At 70.9% G+C, this 17,246-nt stretch carries 14 protein-coding genes and 1 tRNA gene; 4 read left to right on the top strand and 11 right to left on the bottom strand.

Features of this window, described 5'->3' with window-relative positions:
* Window positions 1-544 precede the first annotated feature (544 nt).
* Complete coding sequence (locus ACPXB1_RS22735; RefSeq protein ID WP_425735786.1) at window positions 545-751, top strand: tyrosine-type recombinase/integrase; 207 nt, start codon at window positions 545-547, stop codon at window positions 749-751.
* A gap of 92 nt (window positions 752-843) precedes the next feature.
* Here ACPXB1_RS22735 and ACPXB1_RS22740 read toward each other — a convergent pair.
* Window positions 844-920 (bottom strand) — tRNA-Thr (locus ACPXB1_RS22740).
* 114 nt (window positions 921-1,034) lie between these two features.
* Between ACPXB1_RS22740 and ACPXB1_RS22745 the strand changes: the two genes are divergently transcribed.
* Entirely contained in the window at window positions 1,035-2,816 is a 1,782-nt protein-coding gene (locus tag ACPXB1_RS22745) for a metallophosphoesterase family protein (RefSeq protein WP_425735787.1), read from the top strand.
* Between the two features lie 38 nt (window positions 2,817-2,854).
* Here ACPXB1_RS22745 and ACPXB1_RS22750 read toward each other — a convergent pair whose 3' ends face one another.
* From ACPXB1_RS22750 to tmk, 7 genes are all read right to left on the bottom strand, one after another.
* Window positions 2,855-3,265, bottom strand: coding sequence for a hypothetical protein (locus ACPXB1_RS22750; protein ID WP_355588145.1), 411 nt, complete (start codon window positions 3,263-3,265; stop codon window positions 2,855-2,857).
* Between the two features lie 298 nt (window positions 3,266-3,563).
* Window positions 3,564-4,403: a PSP1 domain-containing protein gene (locus ACPXB1_RS22755; RefSeq protein WP_355588143.1), complete on the bottom strand. Its 840-nt coding sequence runs from the start codon at window positions 4,401-4,403 to the stop codon at window positions 3,564-3,566.
* Window positions 4,404-4,512: 109 nt separating this feature from the next.
* Window positions 4,513-5,193, bottom strand: coding sequence for a hypothetical protein (locus ACPXB1_RS22760; protein ID WP_053659407.1), 681 nt, complete (start codon window positions 5,191-5,193; stop codon window positions 4,513-4,515).
* Window positions 5,193-5,498 carry a hypothetical protein gene (locus ACPXB1_RS22765; protein ID WP_355588141.1) on the bottom strand — a complete coding sequence of 102 codons (306 nt, stop codon included), beginning with the start codon at window positions 5,496-5,498 and terminating at the stop codon, window positions 5,193-5,195. The genes ACPXB1_RS22760 and ACPXB1_RS22765 overlap by 1 nt, the downstream gene beginning before the upstream one ends.
* A 1-nt stretch (window position 5,499) precedes the next feature.
* Window positions 5,500-5,829 (bottom strand): YbaB/EbfC family nucleoid-associated protein, encoded by a 330-nt coding sequence (locus tag ACPXB1_RS22770; protein WP_053659404.1) that lies wholly within the window; start codon window positions 5,827-5,829, stop codon window positions 5,500-5,502.
* A gap of 143 nt (window positions 5,830-5,972) precedes the next feature.
* Window positions 5,973-7,244, bottom strand: coding sequence for a DNA polymerase III subunit delta' (locus tag ACPXB1_RS22775; RefSeq protein ID WP_355588139.1), 1,272 nt, complete (start codon window positions 7,242-7,244; stop codon window positions 5,973-5,975).
* Window positions 7,244-9,343, bottom strand: coding sequence for a dTMP kinase (gene tmk / locus ACPXB1_RS22780; protein WP_355588506.1), 2,100 nt, complete (start codon window positions 9,341-9,343; stop codon window positions 7,244-7,246). The genes ACPXB1_RS22775 and tmk overlap by 1 nt, the downstream gene beginning before the upstream one ends.
* A gap of 308 nt (window positions 9,344-9,651) precedes the next feature.
* Between tmk and ACPXB1_RS22785 the strand changes: the two genes are divergently transcribed.
* Complete coding sequence (locus tag ACPXB1_RS22785; protein WP_355588137.1) at window positions 9,652-10,860, top strand: amino acid deaminase/aldolase; 1,209 nt, start codon at window positions 9,652-9,654, stop codon at window positions 10,858-10,860.
* 46 nt (window positions 10,861-10,906) lie between these two features.
* Here the strand turns inward: ACPXB1_RS22785 and ACPXB1_RS22790 are convergent, their stop codons facing one another.
* The gene (locus tag ACPXB1_RS22790; protein ID WP_355588504.1) at window positions 10,907-11,509 is read right to left on the bottom strand and encodes a TetR/AcrR family transcriptional regulator; all 603 of its coding nucleotides are present in this window, start codon (window positions 11,507-11,509) and stop codon (window positions 10,907-10,909) included.
* A 226-nt stretch (window positions 11,510-11,735) separates the two neighbouring features.
* On the opposite strand from ACPXB1_RS22790, the gene ACPXB1_RS22795 reads away from it, so the two are divergent.
* Window positions 11,736-13,052 (top strand): D-arabinono-1,4-lactone oxidase, encoded by a 1,317-nt coding sequence (locus ACPXB1_RS22795; protein WP_425735763.1) that lies wholly within the window; start codon window positions 11,736-11,738, stop codon window positions 13,050-13,052.
* Between the two features lie 56 nt (window positions 13,053-13,108).
* On the opposite strand, the gene ACPXB1_RS22800 is transcribed toward ACPXB1_RS22795, so the two are convergent.
* Together ACPXB1_RS22800 and topA are read right to left on the bottom strand one after the other, a co-directional pair.
* Complete coding sequence (locus ACPXB1_RS22800; protein WP_425735764.1) at window positions 13,109-14,074, bottom strand: DUF559 domain-containing protein; 966 nt, start codon at window positions 14,072-14,074, stop codon at window positions 13,109-13,111.
* 118 nt (window positions 14,075-14,192) lie between these two features.
* On the bottom strand, window positions 14,193-17,051 hold the full coding sequence (topA, locus tag ACPXB1_RS22805; RefSeq protein ID WP_355632067.1) for a type I DNA topoisomerase: 2,859 nt from the start codon (window positions 17,049-17,051) through the stop codon (window positions 14,193-14,195).
* Window positions 17,052-17,246 lie beyond the last annotated feature (195 nt).

Consider the following 17,246-nt stretch of genomic DNA (forward strand, 5'->3'; position numbering starts at 1 on the left):
ACAACGACACTGGGGCCAACCCACCACCCGAGCAGCCTGACCCCAACACCGTCAACGTTCGTGGTCACGGCACTAGCCGCCACATCTACCCATCCCGTATGCCGCCGACCTGCCTTCTAGGGAGCGGTGGTCTGCTCGGCTTGCCCCGGGTCGGTGGCAGGCGGGATGGCCTACCGCAACCACCCACGGACCGTGACCCGCTGGCGAAGCCCCGGCCATCCTGGAGTCGTTGCGCCCCCGCCGGAGGCGCTCTGACCGCAGCCGCGCGACCGCCGGCCAGCACGCCGACGCGGCCGGCGTGCGCTCTATACGCCGCGCGGGCTGCTGGCCGAGCGGCGCGGCTGGCTGCCGGCCACACCACCGGTCAACAACCTCCCTGTCGTTCTGCGGCGGCCCTCCGGGCTTCCCGCTGTCCGCGCCAGCCGCCGGGCATCAGGCGTGACGGCCGCAGAGCGACAGCGGCAGCGGCCTGCGACACCTCAGCGCGCTGATCCCAGCAGATCCGGACGTCTGCTGACCCTGGTCGCAGCCCTATTGCGGTTGTATCCCAGGACGGCGCGCCAGTCTTCACGACCTGCGGCACACGGCAGCCAGCGTCCTTCTCGCCCAGGGCGTGCCCGCCCGCGTGGTCATGGAGATCCTCGGTCACTCTCAGATCAGCGTCACCCTCAACATCTACGCCCACGTGGCCCCTGAGGTGGCTCGGGAAGCTGCGGCGCGGCTGGAGGGGGCGCTGTGGTCCGGTGAGTAGGTTGGCTGCTCGCTTGGCTGCTCGACCTCGCGACGGCAAGCAAAAGGCCCAGGTCATGATCGGCGATCAAGCCGGTGACCTGGGCCTTTCAGTGGAGCCGCCTGACGGAATCGAACCGTCGACCTACGCATTACGAGTGCGTCGCTCTAGCCGACTGAGCTAAGGCGGCAACGATCAGCAAGTGTACGGCACCCCCGGCCGTGGACCGAACGGGATACCCCTCGCCCCGCTCACTGCCACTAACCGGACAACGAATGCCATCTAGACGTTTACCGGACAGCGGATCATCGCGAGCGGCACTAGGCTGCGGCGGGTGAGCGACGATCACACCCCTCGCACCCCCGATCCGACGGACGCCCGCCCCGATCCCGTACCGGCCGATGAGCGGTTCGCACACCGGCCGCGCTCCACGGACCCGCTGGAGCTGGGCTTCACCCCGCGCAAACCGGTGCCGTGGCTGGCCCCGTTCCTGCTGATCAGCACGGGCATCCGGACGTTGCTGGCGATGCTGTTCGGGGCGTACCTGGACAAGCGCGAGTTGCAGAACGCGTTCGGCGACGGTGTCTTCCGCCAGGCCGGTCCGGACGGTGGGCTGTGGCTCGACTACGTGGCCGACCTGGGCGACGGCTTCAACGCCACCTACTCGGTGGCGTACCTGCTGGCGCAGCCGGAACTGACCGTGGACGGGCACCGGCTGCCCCGGGCGCAGACGCTGGTGATGGGCGGCGACCAGGTGTACCCGTCGGCGGCCTACGCCGAGTACGAGAACCGTTGCAAGGGCCCCTACCAGGCGGCGCTGCCGGTGCCGCCGCCGGAACAGCCGACGCTGTTCGCGGTACCCGGCAACCACGACTGGTATGACGGTTTGACAGCGTTCCTGCGGTTGTTCGTCCGCTCCCGCGACCGCAACTTCGGCGGCTGGGGCACCGGGCAGTCGCGGTCGTACTTCGCTGTGGAGTTGCCCGCCGGCTGGTGGCTGCTCGGCGTGGACGACCAGTCCGGCTCGTACCTCGACGACCCACAGTTGGCGTACTTCGACGAGGTGGCCCGGCAACTCGGCCCGGAGTCGAAGATCATCATCGCGGCGCCGGCGCCGACCTGGGTCAAGGCCGCCGACCACCCGACGGCGTACGACTCCATCGACTACTTCATCCGCACGATCATCGACCCGACCGGGGCGAAGGTGCGGCTGCTGCTCTCCGGCGACCTGCACCACTACGCCCGCTACACGGGCACCGACCGCCAGTTGATCACCTGTGGCGGCGGTGGTGCGTACCTGTATCCCACCCACAAACTGCCGGAGCGCCTCGAAGTGCCGCCGCGCGACACGTTGGCGCGGAAAGCCAGCCGTGCTCGGCCGTACGACCTGGCGGCCCGCTATCCGGACGCGGCCCGTTCCCGCCGCTACAGCTGGGGCATCTTCGCCCGGCTGCCGTTGCGCAACCCGGGTTTCACCACCCTGCTCGGCACCCTGCACACGTTGCTGATGCTGGCCATGGCCGGCGCGACCGCCAACTGGACCGACGCCACCGGGCAGCGCCTGTTCAGCGTTCCGCTGGTGGCGATGGCGCTGGTCACGGTGGCGGCGGCAGTTCTGTTCGCCCAGCCGCCCAACGCGAGCGGCAAGAGGCACGTGCGGCACTGGATCCTCGGCGTCAGCCACGGAGTGGCGCACGTGGCGCTGGCCGCGGCAGGCACCTGGGCCTGGCTGGCGCTGCCGTTCTACGACTGGCCCTGGCCGCTGCCGGCCGCCGCGGCCGTGGTGCTGTACGGGCCGGTGATCGGGCTGGTATCCAGCCAGCTCGTGGCGGCGTACCTGCTGGTGGCGGGGTCTTTCGGGGTGAACGTCAACGAACTGTTCGCCGGGCAGGGCATCGAGGACGCCAAGTCGTTCCTCCGGCTGCGCATCGACCCGGACGGCACGCTGACCATCTACCCGATCGGGGTGGACCGGGTTGCGCGCGACTGGCAGGTCAACCGCGACCAGTCCCCGACGGCGAGCTGGCTGACCCCGAAGACGCCGCTGACGCCGCGCCTGGCCGAACCCCCGGTCACCCTTCACTGACGTGGTCAGAAAAGGGTGACCGGGTCATCGATCACCTGTCACGTATAGGGATTGTCATGCCACGAACCGCAGGCCGAGGGCGTCTTCTTACCCACCCCGTCGCCATCGGCGCAGATCTGCAAGCTCAGGATGTCGAAGCCGGTCGAGAAGGGACCGGTGCTGTGCGTCTTCGTCGTGCCGCACCCGAGGTCGTTCAACAGGCCGTGGTACGAGATGAAAATCCCTTCCACTTTTCGCAACCCCACGTCACCCCAGGCGGAGGCGGCGTTGCATTTGGTATCGGCCACGGTGAAGGTGAGCGACACCATCTGCTTGCCGTGGAAAGTCCAGACTACTTTCACGTTGGCCCCGCCGTCGTGGCTGACCCAACTGGTGCCGGCCTGCGCAGGCGTGATCAGTGCGACCAGCAGGCCGAGCGCACCTGCGGCGATCACCACAAGCCGCCTCATGAACGCTTGTCGCCTTCTCCCGGGCAACCTTGCGGACGCACCCTGACTGACCCGCATCGCGTTTCCCTCCCGTAGGGCTCGGCAGCTACCTGCCGTAGCCGCCTCCTGCCGAACAGCATGGCGACGCAGCCTTACCAAAGGTTTTCCATCCACATGCCAGGCCTAATGACGACCCCGAATGCGGCTGGCCCACGCCGCAGTGAAGAGAGTCGTTGCCACTGCCCTATCGGAAATACTGTCACCGACACGACGGCGGCTGGCACGACCCGCCACTCATTGAGAGGCGATAAGGTCGGTATCAGGGGGTGTAGTGCTGGTCGTGGGCCTGGCGGGGTGCGCAGACGGACGCCCGGGAGCAGGAGCAGCGGGAGCCGTCGGCGTCCAGTCGGACCGTCACCGCGTCACGGGGGACGCTGTGGCCGACCACCCGCCCGTCGCCCTCCGGCGTGCTGACCCGGCTGCCCACCGCCGGGGCGCTCTCCTGGAAGCGCTGGTACAGCGGGTGCTCGTATTTGAGGCAGCACATCAGCCGGCCGCACGCGCCGGAGATGCGCAGCGGGTTGAGCGGGAGATCCTGGTCCTTCGCCATCCGGATGGTCACCGGCTCGAAGTCGTTGAGGAATGTGGCGCAGCACAGGTCCCGACCGCACGAGCCGATGCCGCCCTGGACGCGGGCGGAGTCCCGGGCGGAGAGTTGGCGCAGCTCGACCCGGCAGTGCAGGGTCGCGCCCAGGTCGCGGACCAGGGAGCGGAAGTCCACCCGGTGCGGGGCGGTGAAGTAGACGGTGCTGCGCTCGCCACCGCCGTCGGCGGAGGCGAGCACGTGGTCGACGGCCACCACCTTCATGGGCAGGCCGTGTGCCCGGATCAGCCGCTTCGCGGCCACCTTGGCCTCGGCCTTACGCCGACGCAGCGCCTCGTCCCGGCTCAGGTCGTCGTCGCCGGCCAGCCCGACCAGTCGGGGGAAGCCGTCGGTCTCCTCGGTCACCCACTGGGCGGCCCAGACGCACTCGGCCACCTCGGGCCCGTCGTCGGTGGGCACCAGCACCTTGTCGCCCACCTGTGGGCGCAGCTCGCCCGGGTCGAGGTAGTAGAGGCGCCCGTACCGGTTGAAGCTGACCGCGCAGAGCATGCCCATTGCTCCACCCTACGACGGACCATGGCCCCACCGCGCGCCGGCTGTCGCCGAACGATTACACCGTGCTCGCATCGATGACCGTCGCCCAGGGAGCGTCAGCGGTTGCTGGTTACCAGCCGACCCTTGTGGGCTGGTCGTAGCGGGGTCGGCCGCTCACCGTCGGCCGCCAGGTGGACTCGGCCAGGCTCGGCGCCCACTGGCGCAGCAACGTCTCGACACCGTCGTACGCGACGGAGAGCACCGCCAGCACCCGCGCGGCGATCTCGGCAGCGTCGGCCACACCTGGCCCGACGGGCTCGATGCGGCGCGGTGGGCCAGCGGCGGTGGCGGCGACCACGGCGACCGCCTCGGCCGAGCGCAGCACGTCGGCCAGGGTGCGGGCCAGTGCGAGCCGGCTGCCCTCCACCCAGTCGGCGAGCGCATCCGCATATCCGGCTGTGGATTCCAGTCGCCCGACCAGGCTCTCCGGGCCGTCGTCGAGGTGGTGCAGTAGCGCCGCGCGTTCCTGCCCGTACGCCGTGGCTGCCGGACCGGCCCAGAGCACCGGGTCGGTGAGCGTGGCGCTGACGTCGTCGTACCCCCGGACGAGCCGGCGCACCGCGTGCCCGGCGCTGGCGAGCGGCGTGGGATGCAGATCGAGGAAGCCCCGCACGGCGTCGCCCGGCAGCACCTGCATCCGGCGCAGCAGCGGCCAGACCCGGTGCCCCTCGGGAACACCTGCGGCGAGCAACGCGTCGACGCGGCGCAGCAGGTCGAGGCCGGGTTCGGCGAGCCGGTCCAGCGGGTCCATCACCGCTCCCCGCCGATCCGGCGTCGGGCGGCCCTGTCGACGTCGCTGTAACGGTCGGCGGCCTCGCGGATCGCCGCTGCGGCGGAGGCCAGCCGGTGGGCAGCTGCCCGCGCCTCGCGAGCACGGTCGTCGGTGGCGGCGACCCACTGCCGGTGCAGCGCACGGCCGATCTCGCCGGGTCGGCCCGGGGCGTCCGCTCCGAACGCGACCTGCGGCGGGTCGCTGGCGGTGACCCGGTGCGACAGGGTGGTGAGCGTGGCGCTCGCCTCGTCCAGTCGGGCGGAGAGCGCGCGCAGTGCCTCCATCTCAGGCCCCCGCGAGTGGTCGGTAGGCGGCGAACGTCTCGTTGTGCAGCTTCTCGCGGGCCCACTCGGCGGCGTCGGCTGCCGCGGTGACCGCTGCCTGCACTGAGCCGGCAACGTCGCGTGGACTGCGGGAGTGCAGTGGCCCGAGGAACCGGACGTCGGTGATCCGGCCGCCTGCGGTGACCACAACCTCGACGAGCCCGTCCGGCGACCGGACGGTGACCTCGACGGTCGACACCGCCTGGTCGAACTCGGCCTGGAGCGATTCGATGCGGCGGTAGCGCCGCACCGCCTCCTCGATCCAGGCTTCGTCGATCTCCCCCCGCGGCATCGGCGACTCCTCCCGGATGGCCCTCACTGAGCGTGCTGCAACCGTCACCACGGCACACCGGACCGTACCGCACAGCAATCGCACGTGTCGATGGCCTGTGGATGAACGGTCCGGCGGACGGGACCACGGCCGAGTGCTGCGGGTCAGCCCTTCCAGAGGGCGAGCATCATCGCCTCGACCGCGATCCGCGGCTTGACGTTCGCCTCGATGGCCGCCCGGCAGGCGAGCACGGCCTCCAGACGGCGCAGCGACCCCTCGGCGTCCCACTTCTGGGCGCCGGCACCGGCCAGCGCGGCGGTATCGGTGTGCACGGGGTCGACCGGCGCGCGCAGCGCCATGGTGAGCGCGTCCCGGTAGAAGCCCGCCAGGTCGACAAGCGCCCGGTCCAACGCGTCGCGCTGGGCCCGGGTGGCCCGCGACTTCTGCCGCTTCTCCAACTCCTTGAGCTGCCCGGCCGCGCCGCGCATCGCGCCGGCCGCGCCCCGGCCGGTGCCGCCCGCGCCGAGCGCCCGCTCCAGCGCGGTCCGCTCGGTCGTGTCCGCCTCGGACACCGACGCCTTGGCCTCCGCCTCGGCGGCCTCGATCAGGGCGGACGCCGCGTCGAACGCCGCACCGACACCGGTCAGCCGACGCGGCACCGCGAGCACCGCCTCACGTCGCTTGCGGGCCTCCGGATCGCGGGCCAGCCGGCGCGCCCGACCCACGTGACCCTGCGCGGCAGCCGCCGCCCATCGCGCCACGTCGGGCGCGACGCCGTCGCGACGGACCAGCACCTCGGCCACCGCCGCGGCCGGCGGCTGCCGCAGGGGTACGACCCGGCAGCGCGACCGGATGGTCACCGAGATGTCGTCCGGGTGGGTGGACGGCGCGCAGAGCAGGAAGACGGTACGCGGTGGAGGCTCCTCGATCGCCTTGAGCAGCGCGTTGCCGGCGGCCTCGGTGAGCCGGTCGGCGTCGGAGATGACCACCACCTGCCAGCGCCCACCGGACGGGGTGCTGGCGGCGCGGAGCACCAGAGCGCGCATGTCGTTGACGCCGATGGAGAGTCCTTCCGGCTCCACAAGCCGGACGTCGGCGTGGGTGCCGCCCATCGTGGTGTGGCAGCCGGGGCACTCGCCGCAGCCGGTGCCGTGCACGCACTGAAGGGCGGCGGCGAAGGCCCGCGCGGCGACCGAGCGGCCCGAGCCGGGTGGCCCGGTGAAGATCCACGCGTGGGTCATCCCGGTGGACGCATCGGGCCCTCCGGGCACGGCGGCTGTCTCGGGCTCGTCGCCGCTGGTGGGGCCGGCGGCGAGCAGCGCGGGTGCACGGTCGGCCGCAGCGGCGCGCAGCACGGCGGCTGCCGCCGCGGCGGCCCGGCGCAGCTCGGTCACCGCCTCGTCCTGACCGACCAGGTCGGCGAAGACGTCAGGCATCAGGTCTTGTGCTCCATCGTCACCAGCTCCGCGTCGGATAACTCGGGCTGCACCGAGGTGTCCGGGCCCTGTGCCGGGCGGGGGTGCACGATGCCGCCCGGCCTGCCGAGCATCTCCTCGACACGCCGCACCACCAGGCCGTTGATCTCGTCGGCCGGGCGGGACGCGTCGAGCACCAGGTAGCGCTTCGGGTCGGCGGCGGCAAGGTCGAGGAAGGCGTACCGGACGCGTTCGTGGAAGGCGATCGACTCGGCCTCGAGCCGGTCGGCCTCCCCGCTGCGGGAGGCGACCCGGGACAGGCCGGTCTGCGGCTCGACGTCGAGCAGCACCACCAGGTCGGGCTTGAGCCCACCGGTGGCCCAGGAGGAGAGCCAGGAGACCTCGTCGACCGGGAGCGTACGTCCCGCGCCCTGGTAAGCGAGCGACGAGTCGACGTACCTGTCGCTGATCACCACGTCGCCGCGGACAAGCGCGGGCCGGACGACGGCGGCCACGTGGTGCGCCCGGTCGGCGGCATAGAGCAGCGCCTCGGCGCGTGGCGACGGCGCCTCGTCGCCCGAGGTGTCGAGCACCAGCGACCGGATCCGCCGACCGACGGCAGTGGCCCCCGGTTCGCGGGTGACCAGGACGTCGCGCCCGTCGGCCCGCAGCCGCTCGGCGAGCGCGGCGAGTTGGGTGGACTTGCCGGCGCCCTCGCCGCCCTCGAACACCACGAACAGGCCGGCCGAGACGAACGGCTCGGCGGGCATCAGCGGACGGCCCCGGATCGAGCCCCACAGGTCGGCGAGGACCGGGACGCCCTTCTTGTCGTCCATCTGGCCGAAGGCGCTGATCCCGGCGAAGATGCCGGCGGCACCGGCGGCGAGCAGCAACAGTCGGGTCGACGAGATGGAGATGCCCAGGTCGGCGATCTCCAGCTTGCGCGAGCCACCGACACCGGCGAGCAGGCTGCTCAGCGCGATGGCCAGGATCAGCACGAGCCGGGTGCCGATCTGCACGACCGCGAAGACCCGGCCACGGACCTCGTCGGCGATCTCACCCCCGAGCAGGGTGGTGCCGGCCAGGAACGCCATCCCGGCGCCCGCACCGACAAGCACCGCGCCCACGATCGCCATGGACAGGTGGATGGCGAAGGAGAGGGTCATCACGGCGGCGCTTGCCAGCACGATGCTCATGCCGAACCAGCGACGCCTGGACATGTCCTTGACGATCATGGGACCGAGGCCGATGCCGACCGCCAGACCGACGAAGATCGCACCGAAGAGCAGCGAGAACGCGGCATCGCCGGCACCGAGCGAGCTGGCGAAGAACTTCGCGGTGCCGATCACGATGCCGCCACCGGCGAACGCGCCCAGGATGCCGAGGACCAGCCCACGCACCAGCGGGGTCTGCCCGATGAACTGCCAGCCCTCCTTGAACTGGCGCAGCATGCTCTGCTCGGTGCGGTCGCCCTCGGCGGTCTGCCCCTGACTGATCTCCTTGATGCCGAAGGCGACGACAAGAGCGGTCGCCAGTCGGGAGAAGGAGTTGAACCAGAGCGCCAGCTGGGCCGGTTCGGCCCAGTTCGGGAACTCGCCTCCGGTGATGCCCCGGACGCTGCGGTCCAGGCCGGCGCTGACGGCCGCGGCGAGCACCGGGGTGAGGCCGTACGTGGTGATCAGCGTGAGCTGGTTGGCCGCCTCAAGCCGGGCGCGCGGGATCAGGTTGGGGACCGCGGCCTCCTTGGCCGGGATCCAGATCAGGGTGATCGACTCGATCAGGAAGGTGGCGATGGTCGCCCACAGGACCACCATCGCGCCGCTCGCGCCGGCAAGCGCGACCATCGGGATCGAGGCGAAGAGCACGAACCGCAGCACGTCGCAGATGACCATCGTCCAGCGCCTGTCGAACCGGTCGGCGAGCACGCCGGCCACCGGGCCGAGCACCAGCGCGGGCAGCAGCCGGATGGCGATGACGCCACCGAAGGCCGCGCCCTGGGCGGTGCTGCCCTGCACCTGCGAGGCGGCGAAGACCGAGGTGGCCAGCAGGCCGAACCAGTCGCCGAAGGAGGCGGCGCCGAGCACGATCCAGAGCCGCCGGAACGGCTGGATCCGCAGGATCGAGCGGATCGCGGCGTAGCCGGACGGATCCCCCTGGGCGGCACTGGTCTGATTGGCGGCGCTGCTCGACTGGTCACCCGGGCGCGACACGCCGGGCGACTCGCCGCTGTTCTGGCTTTCGATGGCCGTACCTCCACGTGCCGGCCCATCGCTGGGCACCCCCGGTGGAACACTCTAGACCCGGTGGGGGGCCGCCCCACCGGCGACATTCTCCTGCTCGCTGAGCCTAGGCCGCCGAAGGTACCGACCGCAGCCCGGACGTACGCGAGGGTATTTCGCATTCACCGTCGGACAGTTAGCGTGCACACGTGGCCATCGAGAGCGACAAACTCCGCGAGCGCCTGGACCGGGCGACCGACCACCTCGACCCGCCGTACGCCGTGGTGGATCTCACCGCCTTCGACGCGAACACGGTCGCATTGACCGACCGCGCCGCAGGCAAACCGCTCCGGCTGGCGAGCAAGTCGGTCCGCAGCCGGGAGTTGATCAGCAGGGCGCTCGCCCGGCCCGGCTGGCGGGGCGTGATGGCGTTCACCCTGCCCGAGGCGATCTGGCTGGTACGCGCCGGAGTCAGCGACGACGTGCTGCTCGCCTACCCGAGCGCAGACCGGGCAGCGCTCGCCGAGTTGGCCGCCGACCCGACCCTCGCCGCCGCGATCACCCTCATGATCGACAGCACCGGGCAGCTCGACCTCATCGACGCCGTCCGTGCCCCCGGGCAGCGCGCCGAACTGCGGCTCTGCCTGGACCTGGACGCCTCCTGGCGACCACTGCGGGGTCGGGTCCACGTCGGCGTACGCCGCTCACCGGTGCACAGCGCCCGAGCAGCCGGCGCGCTCGCCGCCACCGTCACCGGTCGGGCCGGCTTCCGGCTGGTCGGCCTGATGTCGTACGAGGCGCAGATCGCCGGCCTGGGCGACGCGCCGCCGGGGCAGACGCTGCTGGCCGGCGCGATCAGGCTGGCCCAGCGCGGGTCGTACCGCGAGTTGCTGGCCCGCCGGGGCGCGGCGGTGGCAGCGGTACGCGAACACGCCGACCTGGAGTTCGTGAACGGCGGCGGCACCGGCAGCGTGGCGGCGACAAGCGCCGATCCCGCGGTAACCGAGGTCACCGCGGGATCGGGCCTGTACGGGCCGACGCTGTTCGACGCCTACCGTGCCTGGCGCCCCATCCCGGCGGCGTTCTTCGCCTGCGCTGTGGTCCGCCGCCCGACGCCCGAGCTGGCGACAGTGCTCGGCGGCGGGTGGATCGCCTCCGGACCGGCCGCCGACAGCCGGCTCCCCCGGCCGTGGTTGCCGGCCGGCCTGAAGCTGGTCGGCACCGAGGGCGCCGGCGAGGTGCAGACCCCGCTGTCCGGTACGGCGGCGAGCACCCTGTGCATCGGCGACCGGGTGTGGTTCCGGCACGCCAAAGCCGGTGAGCTGTGCGAACGGGTGAACGAGCTGCACCTGGTCGAGGGGGATGCGGTCGTGGCGACCGTTCCCACCTACCGGGGCGAAGGCCGTGCCTTCCTGTGACGCGCCAGGGCAGCGCACGGTCACGGTCACTGCGGACCGGGCCGCCTCAGGCGGGCTGGGCCGCCTCGACCGGAACGGCGACTGGACGGTCGCTCTCCGGGCCGTCGACCTGGCGGTGCAGATATTCCCGGATCAGCGCCTTCGCCTCGAGCAGCACCCGCTCGTCGCCGTCGGACTTCCGGCGGAACGCGAGCTTGATCAGCGCGTCGGCCGCCTCTACCGCGATCTCCAGGACGAAGCGCAGCTTCGGCACATCGGTGAGCCCGAAACGTTCGGTGAGCACCCGGGCCAACTGGTCGGCGATCACGCCGTTGTTGTCCCGCTGCTCGTCGAGCAGGTGCAGGTCGACCACGTCGCCGAAGTGCAGAGTACGGAAACCGGGGACGGTGCGGTGCATAGTGATGTACTCGTCGATCCCCGCGTCGACACCGTCCCACCAGTGGGTCATCTCGTCGGAGGCGAAGCGCTCGTCGAGTCGCTGAAGGTACGACTCCATGGTGCGCAGGGTCAGCGCCTGCACGATCGCCCGCTTGTCCGGAAAGAACTGGTAGACCGAACCGATCGCCACTTCGGCCCGCTCAGCGAGCAGGGTAGTGGTCAGTCCCTCGTACCCCACCTCGTCGACGAGTTCGGCGCAGGCATCCAACATGCGCTGGACCCGCGCGACACTTCGACCCTGCACCGGTACGCGGCGCAGCGGCCCGGTCGTGGCGGCTGGTGTGGACACTCGGCGCCACCCCCCTTCGACGGATGAACATATCTTCATGTCACGAGTCCGTGACTACCGGTACAACGAGCGGACCGCAATTGCGGTATTTACCAGGTACAACGTTCCTGATATGAAGTCAGTTCATATTCATGATTGAGGAGCCTGCATGGCCGGCACCGCATCGCCTCCCGCCCGTTGGTCAAACTGGGCCGGCAACCAGCGTGGCACCGCCACCGCGATCCTGCGCCCCGGCTCGCCGAGCGATGTCGTCGAAGCCGTCCGTGCCACCGCAGCCACCGGAGGCCGGATCCGCGTCGCCGGCAGCGGCCACTCGTTCACCCCCATCGCCCTGGCCGACGACCGGCGGATGGAACTGTCCGAGTTGGAGACCACAGTCAGCGTCGACGTCGAGCGGCGACTGGTCACCGTACCGGCGGGAACGACCCTGCAAGCGCTCAACGGGCTACTCGCCCGGCACCGCCTCGCACTGCCCAACCTCGGCGACATCGACGCGCAGACGGTGGCCGGGGCGATCTCCACCGGCACCCACGGCACCGGCGCCGCATACGGCTGCCTCTCCACGTTCGTCGAGGCGCTCACCCTCGTCACCGGCACCGGCGAACTGCTGCACTGCTCCGCCGACGAAAACCCCGACATCTTCGCCGCAGCCCGGGTGTCCCTCGGCGCGCTCGGCGTCCTCATCGACGTGACGCTGCGCTGCGTGGACGCCTTCGTCCTGCACGCCCACGAACGCCCCGCCGAACTCGCCGACGTGCTCGGCGAACTACCGGCTCTCATCGACAGGCACGACCACGTCGAGTTCTACTGGTTCCCCTACACGACCCGCGTCCAGGTCAAAGCCAACGACCGGGTACCCGCCAACGACCGCCCGCTGCCCCGGTGGCGCGGATGGCTGGACGACGACTTCCTGTCCAACACCGTCTTCGCCGGTGCCTGCCGCCTCGGCCGTGCCGTGCCCGCGCTGGCACCCGGCATCAGCGCCGTCTCCGCCCGCGCGCTCACCGAACGGCACTACACCGACCGCTCCGACCGGGTCTTCTGCACACCGCGCCGAGTCCGCTTCGTCGAAATGGAGTACGGCCTGCCCCGCGAGGCGCTTACCGAGGCGCTGACCGCGCTCCGGCGCATCATCGACGGCCTGCCGTTCAAGGTGCTCTTCCCCGTCGAGGTGCGGTTCACCGCCGCCGACGACATCTGGCTGTCGCACGGGTACGGCCGGGACTCCGCGTACATCGCCGTGCACCAGTACGTCGGCATGCCGTACGAGCCGTACTTCCGGGCCTTCGAGAAGGTGGCCGCCGAGCTTGGCGGTCGCCCGCACTGGGGCAAGCTGCACTACCGCGACGCGGAGTCGCTGGCCGCCGCGTACCCGCGCTTCACCGACTTCCAGGCGCTCCGCAACCGCCTGGACCCCCACCGCGTCTTCACGAACCCCCACCTGACCCACGTCCTCGGCGCCTAGGGTGCCCGAGATCTTGGAAGGAAGCGGCCCCTGGAGGGGCGTTTTCCTTCCAAGATCTACCCACGCCAACCGGCTGCTCGGAGCGCGTCGCGGAGTTGGGTGAGGACCTCGTCCGGGTGTGCGCGCACCACCCAGGACGGGAAGCGCAGGAGGCGGTCACCATCGACCCAGAGCGCGTTCTGGCGGCGCATGTCCGCCCACCAGGCGCGCGGGTCGAGGTGCTGCCCGCCGTCGATCTCGACGTGCACCCTCCACTTCTCGAAGTAGACATCCAGGTAGCGACGCCGCCCGGTCGAGTCGGTGCGGACCTTCTGCCGCGCCGGTTCGGGTAGTCGCCCGCGACGGACCAGGCCGAGGAAATCCAGCTCGGGAAGGGAATGGGACCCACCCGCCGCGTCCGTGGCTGTGGCCAGGATCAGTCGCCGACGACGGACCCGGGGCAGACGGTCGACGACCTGGTGCAGATCGTCGGCGCGTACGACCCGTTGCTGGAACCCGGCGGCGATGATCGCCCGAGCTTCCCCGTCACCGGGCGCCCACTGCGCGGCGTCGACGATCGACCGGGCCGGCGTGGTCCGTCGGGGTTGCCCGGTGGCCACCACATCCCGGTCGGTAAGCGTGACGGTCCGGTGCACCCGCACACCTGGCGGCAGCGATCCGCGTCGACTGGAGGCGGGAAGCAGAAGATGGATCGGCCGGTCCGGGAAGCCGCGGAGACCTCCGGCCTGCGCGGCGGTCAGACCGGCGAGTGCCGCCTCCGGCCCGGCTGCGAGGACGGCCGCCCACCGACGTTGACCGGCGCTGACCGGGCCACTGTGAGCGACGAACACCGCGCGGTGGACCTGCCTCCACCTCCCGCTGGCCACCCGGTGCCGGATGGCCTTGGGCGTCAGGTGCTGCCTCGCCTGGTCGAGACTCAGCACCTCCTCCTGGTGGAAGAGCAGCCATCTCAACTCGTCGGCGTCGTCGCGCGGCAGGGGACGACCCCACGCCGCCATCGGTGACCCGCTCCGAAGACTCACGAGAGCAGTCTCCCGACAAGCCCGCCCTCGCGGCTGCCCCTGTGGACAACAGACAGATCTTGGAAGGAAAGTGCCCCTCCAGGGGCGTTTTCCTTCCAAGATCTCCGGGAGAGTCTGCTTACTCGGTGCTTGTGGTGGCTTTGCGCGGGGCGGCCTTTTTGGCCGGGGTCTTCTTCGCCGCGGTGGTGGTCGCCTTGGCTGTCGTGGTCTTCTTCGCGGCCGTGGACTTGCTGGCGGCGGCCGTCTTCTTGGTGGCCGTTGCCTTCTTCGCCGCTGCCTTCTTGGCCGGAGCCTTCTTGGCCGCCGCCTTCTTCTTCGGCGCCGGACCCTTCGCCCGCTTCTCGGCAAGCATCTCCGAGGCTTCCTCGATGCTCAACGCCTCCGGGGTCTGCCCACGGCGCAGCGACGCGTTGAACTCCCCGTCGGTGACGTACGGGCCGAACCGGCCGTCCTTGATCACCAGTGGCTTCTCGGTAAGCGGGTCGACGCCCATCTCACGCAGCGGCGGCGCGGCGGCCCGGCGGCCACGGGTCTTCGGAGCCGCCAACAACGCCAGCGCCTCGTCCAGGCTGACCGTGAACATCTGCTCTTCGGACTCCAGGGAGCGGAACTCCTCGCCCTGCTTCACGTACGGACCGTAGCGGCCGTTGTTGGCGAACACCTCGACGCCGTCCGGCGCGACGCCCACCAACCGGGGCAGGCTGAGCAGCTTGAGCGCCTGCTCCAGGGTGAGCGAGTCCGGGGTCTGCGAACGCAGCAGCGACGACTTCCGCTCACCGCTGGACACGTACGGGCCGAAGCGGCCGGACTTGAGCACGATCGGCTCGCCGGTGGCCGGGTCGTCGCCGAGCTTGCGCTCGCCGCTGCCGCCGAGGAACAGCTCGTGCACCTTCTCCGGGGTCAGCTCGTCGGGGGCCAGGCCCTCGGGGATCGGCGCCCGGTCGCCCTGTGCGCCGCCCTCCTCGCCGTCACCCGTTGCGGCCGGGGCCGGCTGCTCGCCGTCGGGCAACTCCCGCTGGAGGTACGGCCCGTAGCGGCCGACCCGGACCACTACCGCGCGGCCGTCATCGTCGGTGAAGAGCGGGATGGAGTTGACGCTGCGGGCGTCGATCTCGCTGAGGTTCTCGGTGACAAGCTTCTTGAGCCCACCGGAACGGGCGATGTCCTGGTCGCCGGCACCGTTTGAGCTGCCGAAGTAGAACGCGGTGAGGAAGTCGACAGCAGCGTGGTCGCCGCCGGCGATCTCGTCCAGCTCGTTCTCCATTGTGGCCGTGAAGTCGTAGTCGATGAGGCGGGGGTAGTGCCGCTCCATCAGCCCGATCACAGCGAACGCCAGGAAGGTGGGGATCATCGCCTGGCCGCGCTTGGTGACGTACCCCCGGTCCTGGATCGTCTGCATGATCGACGCGTAGGTGGACGGGCGGCCGATGCCCAGCTCTTCCAGGGCCTTGACCAGCGACGCTTCGGTGTAGCGCGACGGCGGCTGGGTGTGGTGGCCCTGCGCCGCCAGCTCGTCGGCGGTAAGCGGCTGGTTCTTGACGAGGGTCGGCAGCCGGCGCTCGGCGTCCTCGGCCTCGGCGTTCTCGTCGTCACTGGACTCGACGTACGCGCGCAGGAAGCCCGGGTCGGTGATGGTCTTGCCGGTGGCCCCGAAGTCGGCCTCCTCCTGGGAGGTGGAGACCGCGCGGATGCGCACCGAGACGCTGGAGCCGACCGCGTCGGTCATCTGCGACGCGATGGTCCGCCGCCAGATCAGCTCGTAGAGCTTGAACTCCTCGGCGGACAGCTCCTTGGCCACCTCGCCCGGGGTGCGGAAGTTGTCCCCCGCCGGGCGGATCGCCTCGTGCGCCTCCTGCGCGTTCTTCACCTTGCCTGTGTAACGACGCGGCTCCGGCGGCACGCTGCGCTCGCCGTACAGCTCGACGATCTGCCGGCGGGCCGCCGAGATGGCGGTCTCCGACAGGTTCACCGAGTCGGTACGCATATAGGTGATGTAGCCGTTCTCGTAGAGCCGCTGCGCGGTGCGCATCGTCTGCTGCGAGGACAGGCGCAGCTTGCGGGCCGCCTCCTGCTGAAGCGTGGAGGTGATGAACGGCGCGTACGGGCGGCGACGGTAGGGCTTCTCCTCGACGCGGGTGACGGTGAACGGCCGCCCCTCCAGCCGGGCCGCGAGGCCCCGGGCACCGCCCTCGTCGAGGTGCACGACGCCGGCACCGGGCTTCACCTTGCCGGTGGTCGGCTCGAAGTCCTTACCGGTGGCGATCCGGTCGCCGTTGAGCGCGACGAGCGTGGCGTTGAACGCGCGCGGACCCTCACCGGCGTTCGCCACGGCGAGGGTGGCCAGGATGTCCCAGTACTCGGCGGTGCGGAACGCCATCCGCTGCCGCTCCCGCTCGACCACGATGCGGGTCGCCACGGACTGCACGCGGCCCGCCGAGAGCTTCGGCATGACCTTCTTCCACAGCACCGGCGAGACCTCGTAGCCGTAGAGCCGGTCGAGGATCCGCCGCGCCTCCTGGGCGTCGACCAGATCGCGGTCGATCTCCCGCGGGTTGGCCACCGCCGCCTGGATCGCCGGCTTGGTGATCTCGTGGAAGACCATCCGCTTGACCGGCACCTTGGGCTTGAGCGTCTCGACAAGGTGCCAGGCGATTGCCTCGCCCTCGCGGTCCTCATCCGTGGCAAGGAGGATCTCGTCGACCTCCTTGGCCAGCTTCACCAGCTTGCTGATCTGCTGCTTGCGGTCGGCGGAGACGACGTAGAGGGCGTGGAAGCCGTTGTCGACGTCCACACCGAGGCGGGCCCACGGCTCACCCTTGTACTTGGCCGGCACGTCGGCGGCGTTGCGCGGCAGGTCGCGGACGTGACCGAAGCTGGCCTCCACGACGTACCCCGGGCCGAGGTAGCCCGAGATCGTCTTGGCCTTCGCCGGTGACTCGACGATGACCAGACGGGTGGTTCCAGCGTTGCTCGGCACGTCTCTGTCGACCTCACTCCTGCTCGTGGCCTGCCGGTGCCCGAGAAGCGACCGTTCTCGACCCCGCCGCGGCACCGGCGGTCCGGATGTCCAACGTAACGCGCCGCCCACGTTTCAGGTTTCGCGGGCGGCAAACCGCTCGGGCGCGGCGGTGAAGTCCCGCCCCACCGCGCTCAGCACTGCCGGACGGCGCCA

Origin of the sequence: Micromonospora sp. DT68, assembly GCF_049847245.1 — a bacterium.
Taxonomy (GTDB): Bacteria; Actinomycetota; Actinomycetes; order Mycobacteriales; family Micromonosporaceae; genus Micromonospora; species Micromonospora profundi.